Origin of the sequence: Pseudophaeobacter sp. C1-32P7, assembly GCF_041008775.1 — a bacterium.
Taxonomy (GTDB): Bacteria; Pseudomonadota; Alphaproteobacteria; order Rhodobacterales; family Rhodobacteraceae; genus Phycobacter; species Phycobacter gallaeciensis_A.
The window spans coordinates 462,322-485,073 of sequence record NZ_JAXGFR010000001.1 but is presented as its reverse complement, the minus strand read 5'-3'; the positions used below and the strand labels follow the sequence as shown (position 1 = coordinate 485,073).

23 protein-coding genes and 1 tRNA gene are annotated in these 22,752 nt (G+C 62.5%); 12 read left to right on the top strand and 12 right to left on the bottom strand.

Annotation, left to right across the window (positions count from 1 at the left end; genetic code table 11):
- Positions 1-100: 100 nt before the first annotated feature.
- The 6 genes from argS (at position 101) to SM763_RS02175 (ending at position 5,991) form a co-directional block, all read left to right on the top strand.
- Positions 101-1,846: an arginine--tRNA ligase gene (gene argS, locus SM763_RS02200; RefSeq protein ID WP_274831987.1), complete on the top strand. Its 1,746-nt coding sequence runs from the start codon at positions 101-103 to the stop codon at positions 1,844-1,846.
- 93 nt (positions 1,847-1,939) lie between these two features.
- Positions 1,940-3,196: an SPOR domain-containing protein gene (locus tag SM763_RS02195; protein ID WP_368997348.1), complete on the top strand. Its 1,257-nt coding sequence runs from the start codon at positions 1,940-1,942 to the stop codon at positions 3,194-3,196.
- A complete protein-coding gene (nagZ, locus tag SM763_RS02190) occupies positions 3,193-4,200 on the top strand; it encodes a beta-N-acetylhexosaminidase (RefSeq protein ID WP_368997346.1) in 1,008 nt (335 codons plus the stop codon). Before SM763_RS02195 ends, nagZ begins: the two co-directional genes overlap by 4 nt.
- The gene (locus SM763_RS02185; RefSeq protein WP_368997345.1) at positions 4,193-4,990 is read left to right on the top strand and encodes a segregation and condensation protein A; all 798 of its coding nucleotides are present in this window, start codon (positions 4,193-4,195) and stop codon (positions 4,988-4,990) included. Before nagZ ends, SM763_RS02185 begins: the two co-directional genes overlap by 8 nt.
- Entirely contained in the window at positions 4,990-5,667 is a 678-nt protein-coding gene (gene scpB / locus SM763_RS02180; protein WP_274831991.1) for an SMC-Scp complex subunit ScpB, read from the top strand. The genes SM763_RS02185 and scpB overlap by 1 nt, the downstream gene beginning before the upstream one ends.
- Before the next feature lie 84 nt (positions 5,668-5,751).
- A complete protein-coding gene (locus SM763_RS02175; RefSeq protein WP_368997344.1) occupies positions 5,752-5,991 on the top strand; it encodes a hypothetical protein in 240 nt (79 codons plus the stop codon).
- Positions 5,992-6,019: 28 nt separating this feature from the next.
- On the opposite strand, the gene SM763_RS02170 is transcribed toward SM763_RS02175, so the two are convergent.
- The 8 genes from SM763_RS02170 to SM763_RS02135 all read right to left on the bottom strand — a co-directional run bounded on the left by SM763_RS02170 (position 6,020) and on the right by SM763_RS02135 (position 12,561).
- The gene (locus SM763_RS02170; protein WP_368997343.1) at positions 6,020-7,105 is read right to left on the bottom strand and encodes a 2'-deoxycytidine 5'-triphosphate deaminase; all 1,086 of its coding nucleotides are present in this window, start codon (positions 7,103-7,105) and stop codon (positions 6,020-6,022) included.
- A 136-nt stretch (positions 7,106-7,241) separates the two neighbouring features.
- Positions 7,242-7,318, bottom strand: a tRNA-Pro gene (locus SM763_RS02165).
- 72 nt (positions 7,319-7,390) lie between these two features.
- Complete coding sequence (locus tag SM763_RS02160; RefSeq protein ID WP_368997342.1) at positions 7,391-8,998, bottom strand: MerR family transcriptional regulator; 1,608 nt, start codon at positions 8,996-8,998, stop codon at positions 7,391-7,393.
- Positions 8,999-9,042: 44 nt separating this feature from the next.
- Positions 9,043-9,345 carry an integration host factor subunit alpha gene (gene ihfA, locus SM763_RS02155; protein ID WP_065273243.1) on the bottom strand — a complete coding sequence of 101 codons (303 nt, stop codon included), beginning with the start codon at positions 9,343-9,345 and terminating at the stop codon, positions 9,043-9,045.
- Positions 9,346-9,437: 92 nt separating this feature from the next.
- Complete coding sequence (locus SM763_RS02150) at positions 9,438-10,409, bottom strand: beta-ketoacyl-ACP synthase III (RefSeq protein ID WP_368997341.1); 972 nt, start codon at positions 10,407-10,409, stop codon at positions 9,438-9,440.
- A gap of 21 nt (positions 10,410-10,430) precedes the next feature.
- Complete coding sequence (gene plsX, locus SM763_RS02145; RefSeq protein WP_065273245.1) at positions 10,431-11,540, bottom strand: phosphate acyltransferase PlsX; 1,110 nt, start codon at positions 11,538-11,540, stop codon at positions 10,431-10,433.
- A 39-nt stretch (positions 11,541-11,579) separates the two neighbouring features.
- The gene (gene rpmF / locus SM763_RS02140; RefSeq protein ID WP_065273246.1) at positions 11,580-11,786 is read right to left on the bottom strand and encodes a 50S ribosomal protein L32; all 207 of its coding nucleotides are present in this window, start codon (positions 11,784-11,786) and stop codon (positions 11,580-11,582) included.
- A gap of 238 nt (positions 11,787-12,024) precedes the next feature.
- Positions 12,025-12,561 carry a YceD family protein gene (locus SM763_RS02135; protein ID WP_347509508.1) on the bottom strand — a complete coding sequence of 179 codons (537 nt, stop codon included), beginning with the start codon at positions 12,559-12,561 and terminating at the stop codon, positions 12,025-12,027.
- A 98-nt stretch (positions 12,562-12,659) separates the two neighbouring features.
- Here SM763_RS02135 and SM763_RS02130 point away from each other — a divergent pair, with 98 nt between their 5' ends.
- The 3 genes from SM763_RS02130 to SM763_RS02120 all read left to right on the top strand — a co-directional run bounded on the left by SM763_RS02130 (position 12,660) and on the right by SM763_RS02120 (position 15,900).
- Positions 12,660-13,130, top strand: a complete 471-nt coding sequence (locus tag SM763_RS02130) for an outer membrane protein assembly factor BamE (RefSeq protein WP_368997339.1) — start codon at positions 12,660-12,662, stop codon at positions 13,128-13,130.
- A 129-nt stretch (positions 13,131-13,259) separates the two neighbouring features.
- Positions 13,260-14,021, top strand: a complete 762-nt coding sequence (locus SM763_RS02125; protein WP_368997337.1) for a GNAT family N-acetyltransferase — start codon at positions 13,260-13,262, stop codon at positions 14,019-14,021.
- Positions 14,022-14,088: 67 nt separating this feature from the next.
- A complete protein-coding gene (locus tag SM763_RS02120; protein ID WP_490363255.1) occupies positions 14,089-15,900 on the top strand; it encodes an ABC-F family ATP-binding cassette domain-containing protein in 1,812 nt (603 codons plus the stop codon).
- Positions 15,901-16,056: 156 nt separating this feature from the next.
- Here SM763_RS02120 and SM763_RS02115 read toward each other — a convergent pair whose 3' ends face one another.
- Positions 16,057-16,812 carry an SDR family NAD(P)-dependent oxidoreductase gene (locus SM763_RS02115; protein ID WP_274836804.1) on the bottom strand — a complete coding sequence of 252 codons (756 nt, stop codon included), beginning with the start codon at positions 16,810-16,812 and terminating at the stop codon, positions 16,057-16,059.
- 51 nt (positions 16,813-16,863) lie between these two features.
- Complete coding sequence (locus SM763_RS02110) at positions 16,864-17,805, bottom strand: GNAT family N-acetyltransferase (RefSeq protein WP_368997335.1); 942 nt, start codon at positions 17,803-17,805, stop codon at positions 16,864-16,866.
- 48 nt (positions 17,806-17,853) lie between these two features.
- On the opposite strand from SM763_RS02110, the gene SM763_RS02105 reads away from it, so the two are divergent.
- A complete protein-coding gene (locus SM763_RS02105) occupies positions 17,854-17,991 on the top strand; it encodes a hypothetical protein (RefSeq protein ID WP_165832663.1) in 138 nt (45 codons plus the stop codon).
- 162 nt (positions 17,992-18,153) lie between these two features.
- On the opposite strand, the gene tyrS is transcribed toward SM763_RS02105, so the two are convergent.
- Positions 18,154-19,407: a tyrosine--tRNA ligase gene (tyrS, locus tag SM763_RS02100; RefSeq protein WP_368997333.1), complete on the bottom strand. Its 1,254-nt coding sequence runs from the start codon at positions 19,405-19,407 to the stop codon at positions 18,154-18,156.
- A gap of 142 nt (positions 19,408-19,549) precedes the next feature.
- Here tyrS and SM763_RS02095 point away from each other — a divergent pair, with 142 nt between their 5' ends.
- Positions 19,550-20,662, top strand: a complete 1,113-nt coding sequence (locus SM763_RS02095; RefSeq protein WP_368997331.1) for an anhydro-N-acetylmuramic acid kinase — start codon at positions 19,550-19,552, stop codon at positions 20,660-20,662.
- A 163-nt stretch (positions 20,663-20,825) separates the two neighbouring features.
- On the opposite strand, the gene SM763_RS02090 is transcribed toward SM763_RS02095, so the two are convergent.
- A complete protein-coding gene (locus tag SM763_RS02090; RefSeq protein WP_274868795.1) occupies positions 20,826-21,245 on the bottom strand; it encodes a cupin domain-containing protein in 420 nt (139 codons plus the stop codon).
- A gap of 71 nt (positions 21,246-21,316) precedes the next feature.
- Between SM763_RS02090 and SM763_RS02085 the strand changes: the two genes are divergently transcribed.
- Positions 21,317-22,735 carry a protein adenylyltransferase SelO gene (locus tag SM763_RS02085; RefSeq protein WP_368997328.1) on the top strand — a complete coding sequence of 473 codons (1,419 nt, stop codon included), beginning with the start codon at positions 21,317-21,319 and terminating at the stop codon, positions 22,733-22,735.
- Positions 22,736-22,752: the final 17 nt, after the last annotated feature.

Here is a 22,752-nt window from a genome sequence, read left to right as displayed (position 1 = left end):
GCTGCCCATTGGGGCATGACAGGCCTTGTGGCGGTCGCTGATGGTTGACCCCTGACGCAGGCGTGGGTATCCGCTAGATCAAACCAATAGGACGCCCGATATGAACCTCTTCAACGATATCCGCTCGCTTGTGATCGACAGCCTGAACGCGTTGACCGCCGACGGCACGCTGCCCGAGGGGCTTTCTTTCGACAACGTGGCGGTGGAGCCGCCCCGCGATCCGGCGCATGGGGATATGGCGACCAATGCAGCCATGGTGCTGGCAAAACCGGCCAAGAAAAAGCCGCGCGATATTGCCGAGGCACTGGCGGCACATCTGGCGCAGGATGATCGGATCACCTCTGCCGAAGTGGCTGGTCCGGGCTTTTTGAACCTGCGTCTTGCACCGTCCGTCTGGCAGGGTGTGCTGGGTTCCGTTCTGGCGGATGGCACGGCCTATGGGAAATCCGAGCTGGGGCAGGGCAAACGGGTCAACGTGGAATATGTCTCCGCAAACCCGACCGGCCCGCTGCACGTGGGGCACACGCGCGGTGCGGTCTTCGGCGACGCGCTGGCCTCGCTGCTGGCCTATGCGGGTTATGACGTCACCCGCGAATATTATATCAACGATGGTGGCGGTCAGGTCGATGTGCTCGCCCGTTCCGTCTACCTGCGCTATCTTGAGGCGCACGGCCAGGAGGTCGCATTCGAGGATGGCACCTATCCCGGCGATTACCTGATCGAGGTCGGCCAGGCGCTGAAGGACAAGGTAGGCGATGCCTATGTCGGCAAAGGCGAAGAGGTCTGGCTGCAGGAAGTGCGCAATTTCGCTACCGACGCGATGATGGATCTGATCCGCGAGGATCTGAAGCTGCTCGGCATCGAAATGGATGTCTTCTTCTCCGAGAAATCGCTTTATGGCACCGGCAAGATCGAAGCCGCGCTGGAAAGTCTTGATGCCAAGGGGCTCATCTACCAGGGCGTGCTGGAGCCGCCGAAAGGCAAGAAGCCGGAAGACTGGGAGCCTCGCGAGCAGACCCTGTTCAAATCCACCGAACACGGCGATGACGTGGATCGTCCGGTGAAGAAATCCGATGGCGCCTGGACCTATTTTGCCCCCGATATCGCCTATCATTATGACAAGGTGGAGCGTGGCTTCGACGAGCTGATCGACATCTTTGGTGCCGATCACGGCGGCTATGTGAAGCGCATGAAGGCCGCTGTGTCGGCCCTGTCCGATGGTAAGGTGCCGCTGGATATCAAGCTGTGCCAATTGGTGAAGCTGTTCAAGGACGGTCAGGAATTCAAGATGTCCAAACGGGCAGGGACCTTTGTCACCCTGCGCGACGTGGTCGAGGCCGTGGGCCCTGATGTGACCCGTTTCATGCTGCTTACCCGCAAGAACGATCAGGGCTTTGACTTTGATCTCGACAAGGCGCTGGAGCAGTCCAAAGACAACCCGGTCTTCTACGTGCAATACGCCAATGCGCGGATCTGCTCGACCTTGCGCAAGGCGGAAGAGGCGGGAATCGCTTCTGATGATGCGGCCCTAGCCGATGCGGATCTGTCGCTGCTGGCCGCTCCGGCGCAGCTGTCGGTGGCCCGCAAGCTGGCGGAATGGCCGCGCTTGGTGGAAATTGCTGCCCGCAGCAACGAGCCGCACCGCGTAGCCTTCTACCTCTACGATCTGGCTTCGGATCTGCACGGCCTGTACCATCTCGGCAAAAGCGACAAAAGTTTACGATTTGTTAACGAGAGCAGCCAATCGGCAACACATGCCAATTTGGCACTTGCGCGGGCCGTTTCCATTGTCATTTCCGCTGGTCTTGGTATTCTTGGCGTGACCCCGGCGGAAGAGATGCGATAAAAATACGCACAGACCGCCGGAACGAGGCAGTTCAAGAGACCCGAAAATGCGGCGCAGGTGATGTGGCGCATGAAACGGGCAGTGAGGCGGATAATGGCGTATTTTACGCAGGCGGGCACGCGCCCGGCCTATGACCAGAGCGGAGTCGCAGATGGCGATTCTGCCGGTGGTGTTCAGTATCAGCGACAGCAGCAGTTCGGTGCCTATGACCCGTCGGTCCAGCCGCAGGCACAGCAGAGTTTTGTTCCACCCCAAACTGCCGCAGCCCCTGCCGCGTCCTATGCACCGCAGGGTTTTGGTGGCTTTGATCCGGCGCAGGCCGATGGGACCGGCTATGAGGCGGATGCCTATATGGCCGATGATTGCGGCTACGCCGATGATGCCGCGCCTGCTGGGCGGGCAGGATTTGGCCGGATGGCCGGAATGCTCGGTGCGGTCGCTTCGCTGGCGCTGGTCGTCGGGATCGGCGTCTGGGGCTACAAGCTGGTGATGCGCGATGTCAGCGGCGTGCCTGTGGTGCGCGCGGTCGAAGGGCCGATGCGCGTGCAGCCGGAAAACCCCGGCGGCCGTCCTGCAGACCATCAGGGGCTGGCAGTGAACGCCGTGGCCGCAACCGGTACTGCCGAGGATCCAGCAGAGCGTCTGGTGCTGGCACCGCAACCCATTGAGCTGACCGAGGACGACCGGCCGATGTCGGAACTGGCGCAGCAGGCCGAACAGAACCGCGCCGACCGTGAGGCGCCCGCAGTTTCGGATCAGTCTCTGGCCGCCTATCAAAGCGGTGACATCAACGCCCTGGTGGCTGAACTTACTGATGGGGTAATGCCTCTTGGTGCAGAGACACCGGATGCAGCGCCGGAGCAGGTTTCCAATGCCTCTGTCGCGGCCCCCGAGATCGTACAGCCGCAGCCCCTGAAACCGGTTGAAATCGCCGCTGTTTCCTCCGCGCCGCAACCCTCTGCCGCGCTGTTGAAGGCCCCGGGCGTCAAAGTTTCTCTGCGCCCGAACCTGCGGCCTGCGCGGTTTACCCCCGCAGCTGCGCCGGCCGCAACTCCCAGCTCTGCTGTCGCGATCGAGGTTTCTGCCGACAGCCTGCCCGCAGGTACGCGCCTGGCACAGCTTGGCGCCTATGAAAGCGCAGAGGTCGCCCGCTCCGAATGGGACCGGATCTATGCGCAGTTCGACGACTACCTTGCCGACAAGAAACGGGTGATCCAGCGCGCCGAAAGCGGTGGCCGCACCTTCTACCGTCTGCGGGCCATGGGCTTTGACGGGCTGTCCGATGCCCGCCGGTTCTGCTCTGCACTGGTGGCAGGCAATGCCGACTGCATCCCCGTGACCACCCGATGACAGGATTTGGCGCGACCATTCTGGATGCAGAGGGGCTGCGCCTCACCCAGAATGAAAAGGCCCTGTTCCGCGATGCGGATCCTTTTGGCTTTATCCTGTTTGCCCGCAATATCAGCTCTGCAGATCAGGTCCGTGCCCTCTGCGGAGAGCTTCGCGATTCCGTGGGCCGCGATTGCCTGATTACCATTGATCAGGAAGGCGGCCGGGTGCAGCGCCTGCGCCCGCCACTGGGGCGCGACTGGCTGCCGCCGATGGAACACGCGGTTCAGGCTGGTGACGGCGCCGAACGGGCCATGTATCTGCGCTATCGCCTGATTGCGCATGAGTTGCACGCGCTTGGCATCGACAGCAACTGCGCCCCGATTGCAGATATCGCCTCTACCGACACTCACCCGTTTCTGCGCAATCGCTGCTATGGCGAGGCTTTGCCGGATGTGACCGCACTGGCTCGCGCGGTGGCCGAGGCGCATCTTGATGGCGGCGTGGTGCCGGTTCTGAAACATATTCCCGGCCATGGCCGCGCGGTGGCGGACAGCCATCTGGACCTTCCGCATGTGGCCGCATCCGCTGCCGATTTGGAGGCTACGGATTTCGCGGCCTTCCGGGCGCTGAATGACCTCCCGATGGCAATGACGGCGCATATCGTCTTTGACGCGCTTGATCCGCGCCCGGCGACCCTGTCGCCCCCGGTGATGGAGCGGATCCGCAAGCACATCGGTTTTGACGGGCTGATCATGACCGACGATATCTCGATGAAGGCCCTGCAGGGGGCACCGGCAGATATCGCCGGGCAGTCCCGCGCGGGGGGCTGCGATATCGTTCTGCTGTGCAATGCCGATCTTGCCGTGCGTACGCAGGTGGCAGAGGCTGCCGGAACCCTGGATGAGGTGGGGCAAAACCGCGCCCTGCGGGCCATCGCGGCGCGCAAAACCCCCGCTGCGCTTGACATAGAGGCTGCCGAGGCCGAACTTGCTGCCCTGATGGGCGGAAAGGTTTATGTCTGAAGAGTCACTTTTTCCGGAAGAGATTCAGCCCTCGGTCGAGGATCGGCTGGCGGCTGAGGCGCTGATTGTCGATGTCGACGGCTATGAGGGGCCGCTCGACCTGTTGCTGACTCTGTCGCGCACCCAGAAGGTCGATTTGCGGCGTATTTCGGTTCTGGAGCTTGCCCGGCAATACCTAAGTTTCGTGGAACGCGCCAAGGAGCTGCGGATCGAACTGGCCGCTGATTATCTGGTGATGGCGGCCTGGCTGGCCTTCCTGAAATCGCGGCTGTTGCTACCCCCCGACCCCGAAGAAGAAGGCCCCTCGGGCGAGGAACTGGCGGCTCATCTGGCATTCCAGCTGGAGCGGCTTCAGGCCATGCGCGACGCTGCTGCACGGCTGATGGGGCGGGACCAGCTGGGGCGGGATTTCTTTGCCCGTGGGCAATGCGAAACGGTCGAACGTATCCGCACCGTGACCTATAGCGCCAACCTTCTCGACCTGATGCAGGGCTATGCCAGGATCCGCACCCGCGACGATTTCCGCCCCTTCGTGATGGACCGGGATTCAGTCTTCACCATGGAGGAGGCGTTGGAGCGGATGCGTGGCCTCATTGGTTTTACCGGCAGCTGGACCGATATGCTGAGCTACCTGCCGGATGGCTGGCACAGTGATCCCGTGAAACGGCGCTCGGCCACGGCGGCGACCTTTGCCGCTTCCCTGCAGCTGGTCAAGGAAGGCCAGCTGGAAATCCGCCAGAACGAGACCTTTGCGCCGATCCAGTTGCGCCACCTGAACGGGAACACCTGATGGAAGATTTCAGCAACCAGGAGCCGGACAAGGCGCAGCAGGAGTCGGACAGCCTGTTCGATGCCCCGCCCATGGCCGAGCAGGAGCGCATGGTCGAGGCGGTGCTGTTCGCCAGTACCGAGCCTGTCACCCTCCGTGATCTGGAGGCCCGCATGCCGCATGGCTGCAACCCGGGCGAGGCGCTGGAATACCTGCGCAAACGCTACGAGGGGCGCGGTGTCAGGGTGGTGCGCGTCGGCGATGCCTGGGCAATCCGCACGGCGCCGGACCTTGGCTTCCTGATGCAGAAGGAAATCGTCGAGACCCGCAAGCTGAGCCGCGCTGCGATCGAAACCCTGGCCATCATCGCCTACCATCAACCGGTGACGCGGGCCGAGATCGAAGAGATCCGCGGCGTATCGGTGTCCCGGGGTACCATTGATCAGCTTTTGGAAATGGAGTGGATCCGCCTTGGTCGCCGCCGCATGACGCCGGGCCGCCCGGTGACATTCGTGGTGACACCGGTGTTCCTGGATCACTTCGGTCTGGAAAGCGCCCGCGACCTGCCGGGGTTGAAGGAACTACGCTCTGCCGGGCTGCTGGAAAGCCGCCCGCCGCCGGGCAGCTTCCCGACGGGACAGGGCGGTGACGACGGGGACGAGGATCCCGAGGAGCAGCCAGAGCTGTTCGAAAGCTGACGATTTCGTGTGCGGTGGCAGCCTGCCAAGAAATCGTCCCATTCCGATGTCACAATGGCATTTGAACGGAACCGGAGCCTATTGATGAACGTCGAATCCATTCTCAACATGATCATGCGCCGCCTTGTCGGGCGGGCCGTCAACTCTGGCGTGGATGCGGGGCTCAATGCGCTGTCGGGGCGCAGTGGAAAACGCGGGCGGGGCGGGCAGGCGGAAAACCGACCCGACACTCCGGCAGAGGCGGTAGAACGCGCTGAACGCGAAAGGATCCGCGAGATGCGGCAGGAGCGGCGTGCGCGGCGCGCCCAGCGGGACAACCGCTGAGCTTTTCCGCCTGGGGGCGCTTCCGGCGTCAGCTAGATTGTGGCTGTTTGAAGTGCTTGGACAGTTTCAGTCCCTGTCCCTGATAGTTGGAGGCTATGCCCGCGCCATAAAGCTGCTGCGGCACCTCGGCCATGCGTTCATACACGAGACGCCCGACGACTTGCCCGTGTTCCAGCACGAAAGGCGCTTCGTGGCAGCGCACCTCAAGCACGCCACGTGATCCTGCTCCGCCGACTGAAGCGTGACCGAAGCCGGGATCGAAAAAGCCCGCGTAATGCACCCGGAATTCCCCGACCATAGCCAGATATGGCGCCATTTCGGCGGCATAGGCGGGCGGGATATGCACGGCCTCGCGGCTGACAAGGATGTAAAAGGCGCCGGGATCCAGAATGATGCGGCCCTTGGTGGTGCGCACCTCTTCCCAGTAATCCTGCGGATCGTATTCGCCGATCCGGTCCAGATCGATCACCCCGGTATGCGGTTTGGCCCGGTAGCCCACTAGATCGGTACCTGGCAGTTGCAGGTCCACGGAAAAGCCCAAGCCATCCTCGATCACCGCCTCGCCATCCACCAGGGGGCTTTCTGCGTGCAGCGCGCTGAGTTCCTGATCGCTCAGCACCGCCTGACCGGTGCGGAAGCGGATCTGATTGAGCCGCATGCCGGGGCGCACCAGCACGGAGAAAGAACGCGGACAGATCTCGGCATAAAGCGGCCCGGTGTAACCCGGCTTGATGCGGTCGAACTCCTCGCCGCCATCGGTGATGGTGCGCGTGAGCAGGTCCAGCCGCCCGGTTGAGCTTTTGGCATTGGCCACGGCGGAGACGTCCTGCGGCAGGGCCAACCCTTCGAGGAGCGGCACCACGTAGACGCAGCCCTTTTCCAGAACAGCGCCGCCATCCAGATCAATGCGGTGCATTTCAAATTCAGAGAGGCGATCAGCGACCGTGTTGCCGTGTCCAGAGAGGAAGGAGGCGCGCACGCGGTAGGCCACGTGACCCAGCCGCAGATCCAGACTGGCAGGCTGGATTTGCCCGTCGACCAAAGGCTCGGACAGGGTGATCTCGCCCTGCTGCAGCATGGTTTCCAGTGTCTGGCTGGGTAAAACGCCTGTCATTGTCTTTCTCCCGTCTGGCCGGGCATCGGCCCGGTCGGGCTGCTGTTCAAGACGACCCAGATGATGGTCCCGATCCGTAACCCCAGGCTACACATACACAAAACGCCTGGGTGCGCAAACACCCAGGCGTTTTGTATGGTCGGGCTAGCAGGACTCGAACCTGCGACCTTCCGTCCCCCAGACGGACGCGCTACCAGGCTGCGCCATAGCCCGTTGAAGCGCTTTCTACCGTTTTTCCCGGCGGGGGCAAGAGGCATTGCCAAGTTTTTCCGCTGCTTTGGAAAATTAATGTGCTTCCAGCCATTGGCGCAGCTCGGCGGCGCATTCGGCAACTTCGGCGCGCACTTCGGGCCGCAGTTCCGTTGTCTGCGACAACAGGGCCAGAACACCGGGACGCAGGCTGACTTGGGCGGCCAGATTTTCGTCGGGCACGGAAATGATTCGCGGCTTGGATTCCTCCATCGGGAGATCCCCGGTCGGGGGGAAGCCTGCTTCGGGCGCATCGGTTGCCGCGTCCTGCTCCGCATCGTCCGGCAGGCCTGGAGGGGCAAATCCTTCCCGCGGTGCATCTGCATCCATGGCATCCTGCAGGGCTGTATCTGCGTCGGATTCGGCCAGTTCCTCGCCCAGTTGCTCTGAGAGTTCCTCAGGCAGGATGGCTTCGACAGGGGCTTGCTCGGATGCGGGTTCAGGCTCGTCATGCTCCGTAGCCATAGCCTCAGTCGGCGCTTCCTCGGCCATCAGGTCGGCGTGGGCATCGTCCAATTCGGCGGGCTCGCTCTTACCCAATGGCGTGGGAGCGTCGAGGTGGCTGGTGAGCGGCACAGCAGGGTCAATCGGCGCGGTTGGCGGCTCGGTTTCGTCCGGTGCGAAGCCGACCTCGAAGGCAGGCTCCGCCTGATCTTCGGTTGGCACAAGCGCTTCCGCCTCCGGATTCGGCGCCGACTGGACCTCGCTGTCGGTGTCATCCGTGGTGCTGTCCGCTTCGCCTGTGAAGGGGGCCGGTTCGGCTGCTGCCTCCGGCGCGGCGGTTTCCTCGATCACCGGGTCTGCCTCGCATTCCGGGGCAGGGGCGTCGTGGCCGCCAAGGTCCATCATGATCTGTGCAGGTTCCGGCTCTGTGGAGACGGGCTGCACCTCGTCGAAAGGCAGGCTTTCTTCGCCGCTCAGGTCGTCTTGTGGCGGGGGAAGCTCTTCCGACAGGTCAGAGGCAATAGGTTGATCCGCCGGTGTGTCGGGCTCCGCATTGGTGGCCTCGGACAGGGCATCGTCGGCCTCCGCCTGCACCAGTGGCGACTCATCCTGATCCAGCTCCGAGATGGTCTCTGGAATGCTCTCAGCTTGCGATGCACTGGGCTGGGCGCCCGCCTGGCTTTCGTCAGCGACCTCTGCAAAGGGATCAAATTGCTCCTGTTCGAAAAACGGCAGATGGCTGGCGGCGCGCGGCGAGTCTTCTTCCGCTCCTGCGCTTTCACCCGCGATCTCGGGGTCGCCCTCGACGCTGTCCCCTGGCGTTGCGCCAGCGCGGGGATGCGCTGCGGCAGATTCTGTGGCTGCATTGCTCTGGGCGAACCCACCGCCGGATCCGGTTCCGTCCGGTTCTCCGGGGGAGGCCGTATCAAGGCTATGGGACATCTCGGAGACATGGGTAATGCCAAGGTCGCGCAGAATTGCCTGAACTTCCTTGATGGACATGCCATCGTCATGCAGCAGCTTGCGGATGCCACCCAGGAGCAGCATGTCCGCAGGGCGATAGTATCTGCGCCCGCCGGCTCGCTTGACCGGTTTTACCTGGGTGAATTTGCTTTCCCAGAAGCGCAGGACATGCGCTTGCACCCCCAGCCATTCCGCCACTTCGCTGATGGTGCGGAAGGCGTCTGGTGATTTGGACATGGGTATTGATTCCGTTGGTTCTGGACCGGTCGGGGCAGCCGTCTTCAGCTGCGGTTGCCGTCAGCGACTCGGTCTTTCATCAGATGGGAGGGCCGGAAGGTCAGCACACGGCGTGGCTGAATCGGAACCTCTTCACCGGTTTTGGGATTGCGCCCCACACGTGCCGTCTTGTCCCGGACGCTAAAGGTGCCGAAAGAAGAGATTTTCACCTGCTCCCCGCGGACAAGGGCGTCTGACATGTGCTGCAGCATGCTTTCAACCAGTTGCGCGCTTTCATTGCGGGAGAGGCCAACCTCGCGGAAAACGGCCTCGCTCAGATCCATTCGCGTCAGAGTTTTTTCGCTCATACCAGTCCCCGTTGTTTGCTCAAGCATAGGGGGTGGGGAATTTCACTGTCAATATCAATGAATTGCGCGCTGCGAGATTGCGCTGGCCCGTGCTACCAGCGCAGCACGACCGCGCCCCAGGCCAATCCGCCGCCGATCGCCTCGGTGACGATCAGGTCGCCGGGCTTGATCTGGCCGCGTTCCTTGCCGACCGACAGGGCCAGTGGAATCGACGCAGCAGAGGTGTTGCCGTGGTCCTGAACAGTCACCACAACGTTGTCGAGGCTGAGGCCCATCTTCTTGGCGGTGCCCTGAATAATGCGGATATTGGCCTGATGCGGCACGATCCAGTCCACGTCTTCGGCGCCAAGGCCCGCGCGTTCCAGAGCTGTGGTTGCGGTCTTGGCCAGCTTCTCCACGGCATGGCGGAAAACCTGGTTGCCCTGCATGCGCAGATGGCCGGTCGACTGGGTGGAAACACCGCCGTCTACATAAAGCAAATCCTTGTAGCGCCCGTCCGAATTCAGATCGGTGGCCAGAATCCCGCGGTCATCGCTGGTGCCCGCGCCGGTCTGTGCCTCCAGAATCAGTGCGCCGGCGCCATCACCGAAGAGCACGCAGGTCGATCGGTCGGTCCAGTCCATGATGCGTGAGAAGGTTTCGGCGCCAATCACCATAACCCGGTCAGCCTGACCGGAGGCGATCAATGCGTTTGCGTTGCAGAGCGCATAGACGAAGCCGGCGCAGACCGCCTGCACGTCAAAGGCAAAGCCGCGGGTCATTTCCAGCTGTGCCTGCACCATGGTGGCCGCCGAAGGGAAGGTCAGATCGGCGGTCGAGGTGGCCACGATGATCGCGTCGAGGTCGTCGGCCACAAGACCGGCATCGGAGAGCGCCGCCTTGGCCGCTGCGGTTGCCATCGAGGAGGTGGTTTCGCCCTCTTCGGCGAAATGGCGGCGTTCAATCCCGGAGCGGGAGCGAATCCATTCGTCCGTGGTGTCCAGGGTGGCTTCGAATTCCGCGTTTTCGACCACGCGTTTAGGGAGATAATGGCCGGTGCCTACAGCTACTGCACGTCGCGTCATTCTGTGACTGCCTTCTTGGTCTTATTTTGTTGAGATCCGGTCGTCGTCGTCGGAGCCTGCGGCATCTTGGGTAAGCTCCACGGCGGATGCAACCCGCGCGGCCAGTTTTTCGGCAAAACCCTGCTCGGCCAGACGGAAGGCCAGTTTCACCGCGGCGGATACCCCGGTGGCATCGGCGCCGCCGTGGGATTTTACCACGGTGCCGTTTAGGCCCAGAAACACGCCACCATTGGCGCGCCGCGGATCGATCCGTTTTGCCAGCCGCGACAGAGAGGTATAGGCCAGCAGCGCCGCGATCTTGGACAGGAAGGAATATTCAAAGGCCTCGCGCAAGGCCGAGCGGACCAGGCTGGCGGTGCCTTCGCCGGTCTTGATCGCCACATTGCCGGTAAAGCCGTCGGTGACGATGACATCTGCCACATTGCCGGGGATATCGCTGCCTTCGACAAAGCCGACAAATTCATAATCGGCGATCCCGGCATTTTCAGCGATTAGCGCATGGGCTTCTTTCAGCTCGGCGCGGCCCTTGTGTTCCTCGGTGCCGACGTTGAGCAGGCCAACGCGCGGGCGGGCGATATCCATGGAATTACGAGTATAGGAGGTGCCCATCAGCGCGTATTGCAGCAGATCCTGCGCGTCGGCGCGCACATCGGCGCCCACATCCAGCATCACGTTGAACCCCTGCGGGTTGCGTGATGGCCAGAGAATCGCAATCGCGGGGCGGTTGACGCCCGGCACCTTGCGCAGGCGCAGCATACTGAGAGCCATCAGCGCGCCGGTATTGCCGCAAGAGACGACCCCGGCGGCTTCGCCGTTCTTCACGGCGTCCAATGCGGACCACATCGAGGTGCCCTTGCCATTGCGCATGACCTGGCTGGGCTTGTCGTCCATGGTGACAACGCTGTCGACATGACGAATAACGACGCGATCCGCCAGGATGCGCCGTTTGGCAACCAAAGGTGCCAATTCGTCTTCGGGGCCATGTAGAATGAATCCGATATTCGGGTTCTTCTCGGCGGATTTCGCGATACCGGCCACCACTACGGCAGGGCCGGCATCTCCGCCCATGGCATCGACAGAAATCACAATTTTACCAGTCTGCGCTTTGGATTGATCGGGTTTGCCCGTCATAGGTAAAGCCTGCCTGGCGTTATGTGATCAAAGGAGGGCTTACGCCGCGTCCTCATCCATGTCGATTTCGTCGTTCGCTGCAACGATTTCTTTATCGTCGTAGTGGCCGCAGGACGGGCACACGTGGTGCGGACGCTTCAGTTCGCCGCAGCTGGAGCATTCGTTCGGGTTTGCAGCAACCAGGGCATCGTGCGCGCGACGGTTGTTGCGGCGCGATTTGGATACTTTGTTCTGTTGGACGGCCATGTCTCAACCTTTGTCTGCTTGGCGCCTTGGGGCCATCCCCGCCGCGCGATTTCATTGTTTTGTCGTGATCGGTGTGACGTGCGTGTAGGCCGCAGCCTCTCCGATGTCCAACCAAAAATTCCGATGAGCGCGCGAAAATACTGCGAATCCTCTGCGGCGCAAGCGGTTTTTTAGGGCAGGCGGGGCGTCAGTACCAGCAGGAAGTTCACCATACGGTATTTTTCCGCCTCATTTACCGTCAGTCGTCGCCTTTCAACTGTTCCTTGAGAGCCGAAAGGGCGGCAAAGGGGCGGGTGTCTTCGTCGCGCATGGGTTTAACACCCGGTTCAGCGAACACTGCTTCGCCCAGTTCCTGGCCTTCTTTGCGCGGGTAAGCGGGAATCGCCAGGGTCAGTGCCTCAATCATTACTTCATAGGGATCGATGCTGCTGCCCAGCGGTTCGATGGTTTCATCCTCGGTCATTTCTGCTTCGGCGTCTTCCGGCTCCTCGTAGGATGCCATGTACTGTCGCCGCACCTTCTGGTCGATCCGGGTGGTGACCGGATCCAGCGTGACCACGCAGTCCTGCACCACCGTGGCGCCCAGGGTGGCGGTCAGCACCCAGTCCCGGCGCCCGCTGGCGCGGATCTCGCCTTCGAACCGTAGCTTGCGCAGGCTGTTGACCTCCAGATCCCGCGCCAAGTCAGCCAGGGCTTCGGCATCGGGGCGGATATCAAAGGGCGTCGGGGCGTTCTGCGGCAGATCCGCGACCCGGAAAGCAGTGCTGTCAGCCATTTTGCAAACTTTCGTTTCTTGAACCAGAAGGCTGCATTAGGTAATCGGGATGGGCGGCGTAATCAAGCCGGGGTCGCGGCAGTCTTTCGGGGGGCATCATGGGTGCACAGTCAATCAAGCTGAAATCAGCGGCAAAGCTGGCGGCGACACTGCTGCTGTGCGGATCCTTGACCGCCTGCGCGGCCAGCTATCGCAAGCACGGCTATGTGCCAACCGAGGAAGATCTGGCAGAAGTGGTCGTCGGCGTGGACAGCCGGGACTCCGTTGCCGAATCCATTGGCATCCCGTCTTCTTCGGGTGTTTTGAACGAAAGCGGCTACTACTATGTGTCCACCCGGATGCGCCATTATGGCGCTGCAGAGCCCAAACCGGTGTCCCGCGAACTGGTTGCGGTCAACTTTGACACGCGCGGCGTCGTTAGCGGCATCCAGCGTTTCGGGCTTGAGGATGGCCGGGTGATCCCGCTGCAGCGCCGGGTCACATCCTCCAGCATCGAAGATAAGACCTTCCTGCGTCAGTTGATCGGCAACCTGGGCAACTTCTCCCCGGATGCAATCCTCGACCAGTAAACAGTGGTGGCCATGGGCTGCGGTGTCTGTCGTGCGGTTGTGATCTGGGGGCGCTAGTCTGACTGCGCCCTATGGAAACGCGGGTGGGGTGCCGGATGAGAGGTCTGGCCGCCACATGGGGGATCGGCAATGGCGCAGTCTGCAACGCTCCTGACGGAAACACTCCTCAGCAAAGGCCGTTATCTGGCCCGGTTCGCAGGGACAGATGCGGATCTTCACGCGGCGCAAGAGTTGCGCAGCCAATGCTTTGGTACTGTGAAGCTGGATCGTGATCCCTATGATTCCCGCTGCCGCCACATACTGGTCGAAGAGCGGGACACCAGGGCACTGATTGGGTGTTTCCGGATGCTGACGCTGGAGAGCGGTCAGGACATTCCCCAAAGCTATGCAGCCCAATACTATGACCTGTCCCGGCTCAGTTCCTATGAGGGGCGCATGGCCGAGGTCGGGCGGTTCTGCATTCGGGAAGGCGCCGGGGATGCAGACATCCTGCGCATCGCCTGGGGGGCGATCACCGCCCTGGTGGACGCCGAAGATATCCGGATGCTTTTCGGGTGCAGTTCCTTCGCAGGTACGGAAGCTGCGCCCTATCTCGACACTTTTGCCCTGCTGAGGCAGCGCCATCTGGCGCCGGGCATGTGGCAGCCTGTGATCAAGGCGCCGCAGGTGGTGCGGTTTGACTGCCTCCCAGCGCGCGTGCCCGACCAGAAGGTGGCCCTGCGCCATATGCCGCCTTTGTTGCGGACCTATCTGTTGATGGGAGGCTGGGTCAGCGATCACGCGGTCGTGGATGAGGAGCTCAATACGCTGCATGTCTTTACCGGCGTCGATGTTGGTGCCATCCCGGAGACGCGCAAACGCCTGCTGCGCGCTGTGGCAGCCCCGGTGTAGCCGATTTCCACGGCTCCCAGCCGTGGTCGGCGTTGACGGCGCGCGCGGGCCGGTTTAGCTGGCTTTCATGGCACGAATTCCTCTTTTGCAGATGTCCGGCATATCGCTCACCTTTGGTGGCGATCCGGTGTTTTCCGATCTCGACCTCGTGGTGCAACCCGGTGACCGGGTTGCTCTTGTGGGCCGCAACGGCTCGGGTAAATCCACCCTGATGAAGGTGATGGCGGGTCTCGTCGAACCGGACCAGGGCAGCATCGTGGTGCCGCCAGGTAAATCGGTGGGCTATATGGAGCAGGACCCGCAGATGACCGGGTTTGCGACGCTTGGTGATTTCGCCGCCAGCGCTTTGGAGCCGGGCGAGATGTACCGGGTGGAGCGCGCGGGCGAGGGGTTGAAGTTTGATCCCGCGCGCCCGGTCGAGACTGCCTCGGGCGGGGAACGGCGCCGCGCGGCCCTGGCCAAGCTGATGGCCGAAGCGCCCGATCTGATGCTGCTGGATGAACCGACCAACCATCTGGACATCGAGGCGATCACCTGGCTCGAAGGGGAGTTGAAATCCACCCGCGCGGCCTACGTGCTGATCTCTCACGACCGGGCGTTTCTGCGCGCGCTGACCCGCGCCACCCTGTGGGTCGACCGGGGGCAAGTGCGGCGTCAGGAAAAGGGATTTGACGCCTTCGAGGCCTGGCGCGACAAGATCTGGGAAGAAGAAGACCAGCAGCGGCACAAGCTGAACCGGTTGATCAAATCCGAAAGCCGCTGGGCCGTCGAAGGTATTTCGGCCCGGCGCAAACGCAACATGGGCCGGGTGCGGGCGCTGCAGGACCTGAAGGCCGAGCGCGCGTCGCAGATTAAACGCCAGGGCGCGGCCGAACTGGCGCTGGATGCCGGACCCAAGTCAGGCCGCAAGGTGATCGAAGCCGAGGGCCTTTCCAAGGCCTTTGATGATAAGACCATTGTCTCGAACTTCTCGCTGAAGGTGCAGCGCGGCGATCGCGTCGCCTTTGTGGGACCCAACGGCGCGGGCAAGACGACGCTGCTGAAGATGCTGCTGGGGCTGGAAGAGCCGGACGCGGGCAGCGTTACCCTTGGCACCAATCTGGAGATTGCCCTGTTCGATCAGACCCGCGATCAGCTCGATCCCGATGCCAGCCTCTGGGAAAACCTGACAACGGATCCGGCGCTGGGGATTTCCGGCAAGGCCGATCAGGTCATGGTGCGGGGACAGCCCAAACATGTGGTGGGCTACCTCAAGGAATTCCTGTTCGATGAACGGCAGGCGCGGGCGCCGGTGCGCTCCCTGTCAGGCGGGGAAAAGGCGCGGTTGTTGCTGGCCCGACTGATGGCGCGGCAAAGCAACCTTCTGGTGCTGGACGAGCCGACCAACGATCTCGATGTGGAAACGCTGGATCTGCTGCAGGAGCTTTTGGACGCTTATGACGGCACGGTGCTGCTGGTCAGCCACGACCGGGATTTTCTGGACCGTGTTGCCACCACCACCATCGCCATGGAGGGCGACGGGCGCGCCACGGCTTATGCGGGCGGCTGGAGCGATTACCTGTCCCAACGCACGCCGAAAGAGGCGGAGGAAAAGGTCGAAAAGTCAAAACCTTCCAAGCCAAAGCCCAAGCAGGAGTCGGCGCCGAAGGAAGGTCTCAGCTTCAAGGAAAAACACCGTCTGGAGGCCCTGCCGGAAGAGATCGACCGGCTGGAACAGGAGATTGCCAAGCTGGAACAACTGATGGCAGATCCCGAACTGTTCACGCGTGAGCCGGTGAAGTTCAAGAAAGCCACCGAAGCCCTTGTAGAGCGTCAGGAAAAACTGGCTGCAGCAGAGGAAGAGTGGCTGGAGCTGGAGGAAAAGGCGGGCGATGCCTGAGCGGATTTGTTTCGTGTGCGAAACATTGTCTAAAATCAGCATCTTATCGTTAACTATTCATTCGGAGGTGCGGTAATTAGACTGCCACAAGAAAAGGGGCGCCTGATACGGCGCCCCTTTAATATTTCAGATTAACGTATTGTTAATCCGCTGTTTTTAACGCATACGCAGGGCGCCGTCGATGCGGATCACTTCGCCATTGAGGTATCCCATCTCGACGATGAAGCCTGCGAGGCGGCCGTATTCCGCCGGATCGCCAAGCCGCGGTGGGTTCGGCACATCGGCGGCCAGTTGCTGTTGCACTTCTTCGGGCAGACCGGCCAGCATCGGCGTCATGAAGATGCCCGGTGCGATGGTCATTACCCGGATGCCCGAGGACGCCAGATCCCGCGCCATCGGCAGGCACATGCCGACGACACCGCCCTTGGAAGCGGAATAGGCTACCTGGCCTTTCTGGCCGTCAAAGGCCGCGATGGACGCGGTGTTAATGATCACGCCACGGGCGCCATCGGGCTCGGGGTCGTTCTTGGCGATCTCTACCGCCGCCAGCCGTGCCACGTTGAAGGTGCCGACGAGGTTGATGTCGATGGTGCGCTTGTAGGCATCCAGCGGATGTGCGCCGTCCTTGCCGACGGTCTTGATGCCATAGGCGATGCCGGCACAGTTCACGCAGGCGGAGATCCGGCCCATCTTCTCGGCAGCAAAGGCAATCGCTGCGGCAACCGAGTCTTCGTCGGTGACATCGGTCTGAACGAAAAAGCCGCCAATCTCGGCCGCGACCTTCTCGCCGCGCTCGGCGTCGCGGTCAAGGATTGTAACCTTGGCACCGCCTTCTGCAAAATGGCGGGCAGTCGCCTCGCCAAGGCCGGATGCGCCGCCGGTGATTACCGCGCATGTCTGGTCAAGTTTCATGAGCAGGGGTCCTCCAAGTATCTGAACATGTGTTCAAATAAACATGGGGGATCAGATCTGTCCAGCGGTACCCGCCGTCATCATGCGCCGGTCCAGCCGCGCCAGTGGCGCCAGCAGGCGACCCATCGGCGGCCAGAAAATCCAGGTGCCACCAAGACGGTGCAGGTCGGCGCCGGTGCCAAGTTTGAACCGGGCGAGGCCAGGCGCGTCTTCGGTGTTGATAACGCCAAGATCCAGCGTTTTGCAGCCCTGGGCGGACAGCCAGCTCATCGCTTCCCACATCAACAGGTTATGGGCCGACAGCTGTTTGCCGCGGTCGCTGCTGTGGGACAGGTGGTAGGTCGCATGCTCCCCGTGGCGCAGCACCAGAATCGCCGCCACAGGTTCTTTGCCCTCGAAGGCCTGAAACAGTTTCGCCGTGCCGGGATTGGCCTGCGCATAGGCCAGAGTCAGGCCGACGGGCCAGCTGCGATAGCCGCGTTCGGTTTGCTTTGCCTGATCGGCCGCAAACAGCCAGTGAGTCGGATCCACCGGCATGTTCTGCCGCGTCAGGCGCAGGGATTGAGATTCACCGTGTTTCAGCCGGTTGCGCCATTTCTGATGTAGTGCGGCGCGTCGGGCATCGGGGCAGGGCGCCAGATTCAGCCGGGCGACGCTGGCGGGGCCCATCAGAGGCACCGCGCCGTGGCGGGCCAGTTCGGGTGTGGGGGTTTCCGGTGACAGGATCACCGGCGTGCGGCGCAGGCCTTCTTCCTGCAGCATTTCCAGCAGGCGCAGGGGTTTGTGCACCGTGGCCCGGTTGACCATGGCGACGTCGATGCGGCCCCAGAACCGTTGCCGCAGGACGGTGGTATTGTTCATCCGCTCCAGGACCAACGGATCCTGCCCGGTCGCCCGCAGCGCGCGCAGAAATTCTTCGGATTGGGGCAAGGTGTTGTGCCGTCCGGGCTGGATCGAGGTCTGGGCCGTTTCGGCAGGAATGAAATCAAACATGCCTATATGTTTACCGAGTGGAAACCTAATTCAGGGTTAATGGGGCGCATGAAAAAACAGTCCCAGGTTCTGGGCCGATGCGCCCCCAGCCCCCGGATCACCAAGACCGCAGCCCTTCTTGTGGCGACGGGCCTGTCGGTTCCGGTCTTCATCCTGCTGACGCTGGCGGAGTTTCTGTTCTTCTAGCCCTGCCGCCGGGTGCGGTGTGCTCTGCGCTCAATAACGGGGCACTCCCACTCCCGTGGGAGGAGAAGGGCCGACACGGCAGGCAGAGCAGCGCAGGCAGCAACAAAAAAGAGGCAGGAAGCCCTGCCTCTTTAACGTTCTTCATCACATAGCCAGTGGCGCTTAGTCCGCCAACTGCACCAGCGCGTGGCGTTTCTTGCCCGCGCTCAGCTTGATCGGAGAGGCCAGTGCGCCCGCGTCGATCATCAGGCCTGCATCGCTCAGCGGGGCATCGTCGATGCGCGCGCCATTCTCGGAGATCAGCCGCTTGGCCTCCTTGCCGGATTTCGCCAGGCCCGATTTCACGATCAACTGCACGATCGAAATTCCGTCGCCCAGATCGGCAGGGGTTAGGGTCAGCGTCGGCAGATCGTCCCCGACGCCGCCTTTCTCGAACACCTCGCGTGCGGTGGCCTCGGCAGCGGCGGCCGCGTCGGCGCCGTGCAGCAGGGTGGTCACCTCATTGGCGAGGATCACCTTGGCCTCGTTGATCTCGGACCCGGCCAGCGCGCCCAGACGCTCGCATTCGTCCAGCGGCATCTCGGTGTAAAGCTTGAGGAACCGGCCTACGTCCGCATCGGTGGTGTTGCGCCAGAACTGCCAGAACTCATACGGGGAGAGCATATCCGGGTTCAGCCAGACCGCGCCGTTCTGCGACTTGCCCATCTTCTTGCCGTCCGAAGTGGTCAGCAGCGGCGAGGTCAGACCGTAGATCTCGTGATCCAGCACCCGGCGGGTCAGGTCGATGCCGTTGACGATATTGCCCCACTGGTCCGAGCCGCCCATCTGCAGGATGCAGCCATAGCGGCGGTTCAGCTCCAGGAAGTCATAGGCCTGCAGGATCATGTAGTTGAATTCGAGGAAGCTGAGCGATTGTTCCCGGTCCAGCCGCGATTTCACGCTTTCAAAGGACAGCATCCGGTTGACCGAGAAATGCCGCCCGATGTCGCGCAGGAACTCAAGGTAGTTGAGATCGCTCAGCCATTCGTCGTTGTTGATCATCATGGCGCCATTCGGGCCGTCGCCATAATCGACATAGGCCGAAAACACCTTTTTGATTCCGGCGATATTGTCGTCGATCTGTTCGAGCGTCAGCAACGGGCGTTCATCGGCACGGAACGACGGGTCGCCCACCTTGGTGGTGCCGCCGCCCATCAGGGTGATCGGCTTGTGGCCGGTCTTTTGCAGCCAGCGCAGCATCATGATCTGGATCAGGGATCCCACGTGCAGCGATTTCGCGGTGGCGTCAAAGCCGATATAGCCGGACTGGCCAGGGGTCATCAGCGCCTCGTCCAGACCTTGATAGTCCGTACAGTCGGCGAGAAACCCGCGCTCCATCATCACGGTGATGAAATCCGATTTGGGATGATAGGTCATGGCATGCCTCGGCTTGTCTATTGCGACGTGGTGTATAAAACGCAAAAGGGGCACATGGAACCTGCTTTTGCGCAGAAAATCCATGCGCGTTGGGCAGTCTGCAGGCAGGCGGGCCCGGTTGATCTGGCTGAAGGGCAGGGAAATGACACGAGCGATTGCAAAAACCGGTAGGGTGATCGCGCTTGGCGCCATGAGTGGCACCTCGCTGGATGGCGTTGATGCGGCGCTGGTCGAGACCGACGGAGAGCGGATCTTTGCTTTTGGCGACAGTGGTTACCGCCCCTACAGCGAGGCGGAGCGCGCGGTGCTGCGCGCGGGGCTTGGCCATTGGTCAGGGCCAGAGGTTGAGGCCGCAGGCGTTCTGACCGATCAGGTCCATGCCGAGCTATTGTCCGGGTTTCCCGCCGCGCAGATTGTCGGATTTCACGGTCAGACCCTGGCCCATGCGCCGCGCAGACAGGGCACGCTGCAGGTGGGCGATGGCGCGGCCCTGGCCGAGGCGTTGGGACGGCCCGTGATCTGGGATTTCCGCTCTGATGACGTGGCCCTCGGCGGTGAGGGCGCGCCGCTGGCGCCATTCTTCCACTTTGCCTGCGCCAAATACATCGGCGCGACGCGCCCGCTATGCTTTCTGAACCTCGGCGGGGTCGGCAATCTCACCTATGTGGACCCGCGGTTCGAGCGACCCGAAGATCCCGGCGCGCTCTTGGCCTTTGACACCGGGCCGGCCAATGCACCGCTCAACGATCTGCTGCAGGCGCGGTTGGGGTTGCCGTTTGACAAGGATGGCGCGATTGCCCGCAAGGGGCAGGTCGAAGAGGGCGCACTGGAGTTGTTCCTGGCTGAGGGGTTCTTTGCAAAGATGCCGCCGAAGTCACTGGATCGGAACGATTTCTCCGAAATGGTAGAGCTGGTCGGGGAGCTGAGCGATGCGGATGCCGCAGCGACGCTGACCGCCATGTGTGCCGCCGCCGTGGCGCAGGGGATGGAGCATTGCCCCGAGCCGCCCGAGATGGTGCTGGTCACCGGCGGCGGGCGGCAGAACCCGGTGCTGATGGAGATGCTGCGGGTCTCGCTCGATTGCCCGGTCAAGCCGGTCGAGGACGTTGGCCTTGATGGCGATATGCTGGAGGCGCAGGCCTTTGCCCATCTGGCGGTGCGGGTGGCGCGGGGCATGCCGACCTCCTGTCCCGGTACCACAGGCGTGCGCGCCTGTGTCGGCGGTGGTGTGGTGAGCGTGCCGGGCGAGGGGTAAATGCCTGCCGATTGCAAAGGGGCAGGGACCGTCCGCAGCTCAGCGTGGCGAAGGACTGGCCAGATTGAGATGTCTCGCCCGGACGTGTGCGGCCGGGCAGCGCCCGACCCTCCCCACGGGAGGGCGCATGCGCTCCCTCCCAGGCTCGGGCGCTGCCCTTGGGTTACTCGCGCGGAATATCAAACTCTGGCGCGGCCAGCTCGAACCCTTCGAACTGGAACCCAGGCGACACGGTGCAGCTGACCAGGGTATAGTCTCCGGTCGTGCGGGCAGCCTGCCAGTGACCTGTGGGCACGATCAGCTGCGGCGCGCCCTTCGTCAGATCCGGGGTCAAAAGGTGATCTGTGGCGGGGCCTTCATCTGTTTCGGACAGCGACAGCACCAGCGGCGCGCCTGCGTGATACAGCCAGATCTCGGCCGCATCGACGCGGTGCCAATGACTGGCTTCCCCCGCTTTGAGCAGGAAATAGATACAGGTGCCTGTGGGGCGTCCTTCGTTCTCGGCAACCCAGGTCTGCCGGTACCAGCCGCCCTCGGGGTGGGGTTCCAGTTTCAGCTTTTCGATGATCTGATCCGCCGTCATCCGCGCCTCTTTCCTGCTGTCTTATGCCTGTTTGATCTGGCAATCCGTGCCTTGCCGCATATGTTTGGGCCATGACATTGCACATCCCCTTTGACAACACATACGCGCAGCTTGCGCCTCAGTTCTACAGCAAACAGGCGCCGGAACCGGTGTCCGCGCCCCGCCTGCTTGCCTTCAACAACGATTTGGCACAGCTCATGGGGATCACCCCGGGCGATCTGCCGGAGATGGCCGAGGTGTTCGGCGGCAACCGCATCCCCGAGGGGGCCGATCCGCTGGCGCAGCTTTATGCCGGGCATCAGTTCGGCAACTTCAATCCGCAGCTGGGGGATGGGCGCGCGATCCTTTTGGGCGAAACCATCGGCAGCGACGGCAAGCGCCGGGATATCCAGCTCAAAGGCTCAGGCCGTACGCCCTATTCGCGGCAAGGCGACGGGCGGGCCTGGCTGGGGCCGGTGTTGCGGGAATACGTGGTGTCCGAGGCGATGCACGCGCTTGGCATACCCACCACGCGGGCGCTGGCCGCAGTAGAAACCGGCGATCCCGTCTGGCGTGAAGGCGCCAAGCCCGGCGCGGTCTTGACGCGGGTGGCGACAAGCCATCTGCGGGTGGGGACCTTCCAGATCTTTGCTGCGCGCGGTGATGTCGCGGCGCTGCAGCGGCTGACGCAATACGCCATTGATCGCCATTATCCCGACGTGCAGGGTCCCATGGGCCTGTTGCGCGCGGTGCGCGATGCGCAGGCGCGGCTGGTGGCGCAGTGGATGTCGGTGGGCTTTATCCACGGGGTGATGAATACAGACAATTGCTCCATCTCGGGCGAGACGATCGACTATGGCCCCTGTGCTTTCATGGACGTTTACAATCCCTCGCAGGTTTTCAGCTCGATCGACCGGATGGGGCGCTATGCCTATGACAACCAGCCGGGAATCATCGTCTGGAACCTCGCGCAGCTGGCCACGGCGCTGATCCAGCAGCTGGACGATCCGCAGGCAGGCGTCGAGGAAGCCACCGAAATCGTGCATGCCATGCCCGGAGTGATCGAGCGCGAATGGCTCAGTCGCTTTGCCGCCAAGATCGGCATCGCCACGCCGCAAGAGGGCGACATGGCGCTGATCGAGGATCTGCTGGAGCGTATGGCGGCGGGGCGGGCGGATTTCACCAACGCCTTCCGGGCGCTAGCTGGTGAGAATGCCCGTGACCAGTTCCTTGATCCGGCAACCTTTGACAGCTGGGCGATGGGCTGGCGGCAGCGGCTTGAGACAGAGGAAAACCCCGAGGCGCTGATGGGGCAGATCAACCCGGCCTTCATACCGCGCAACCACCGTATCGAAGAGATGATAGCGGCCGCGGTCGATGGCGACATGGCGCCGTTTGAACGGCTCAATCTGGTGCTGGCGCGCCCCTTTGAGGATCAGCCAGAGCACGCGGAGCTGAAAAACCCGCCGCGCCCTGAAGAGGTGGTCGCAGCAACCTTCTGCGGCACCTAAGGCAGAGAAGCAGGGGC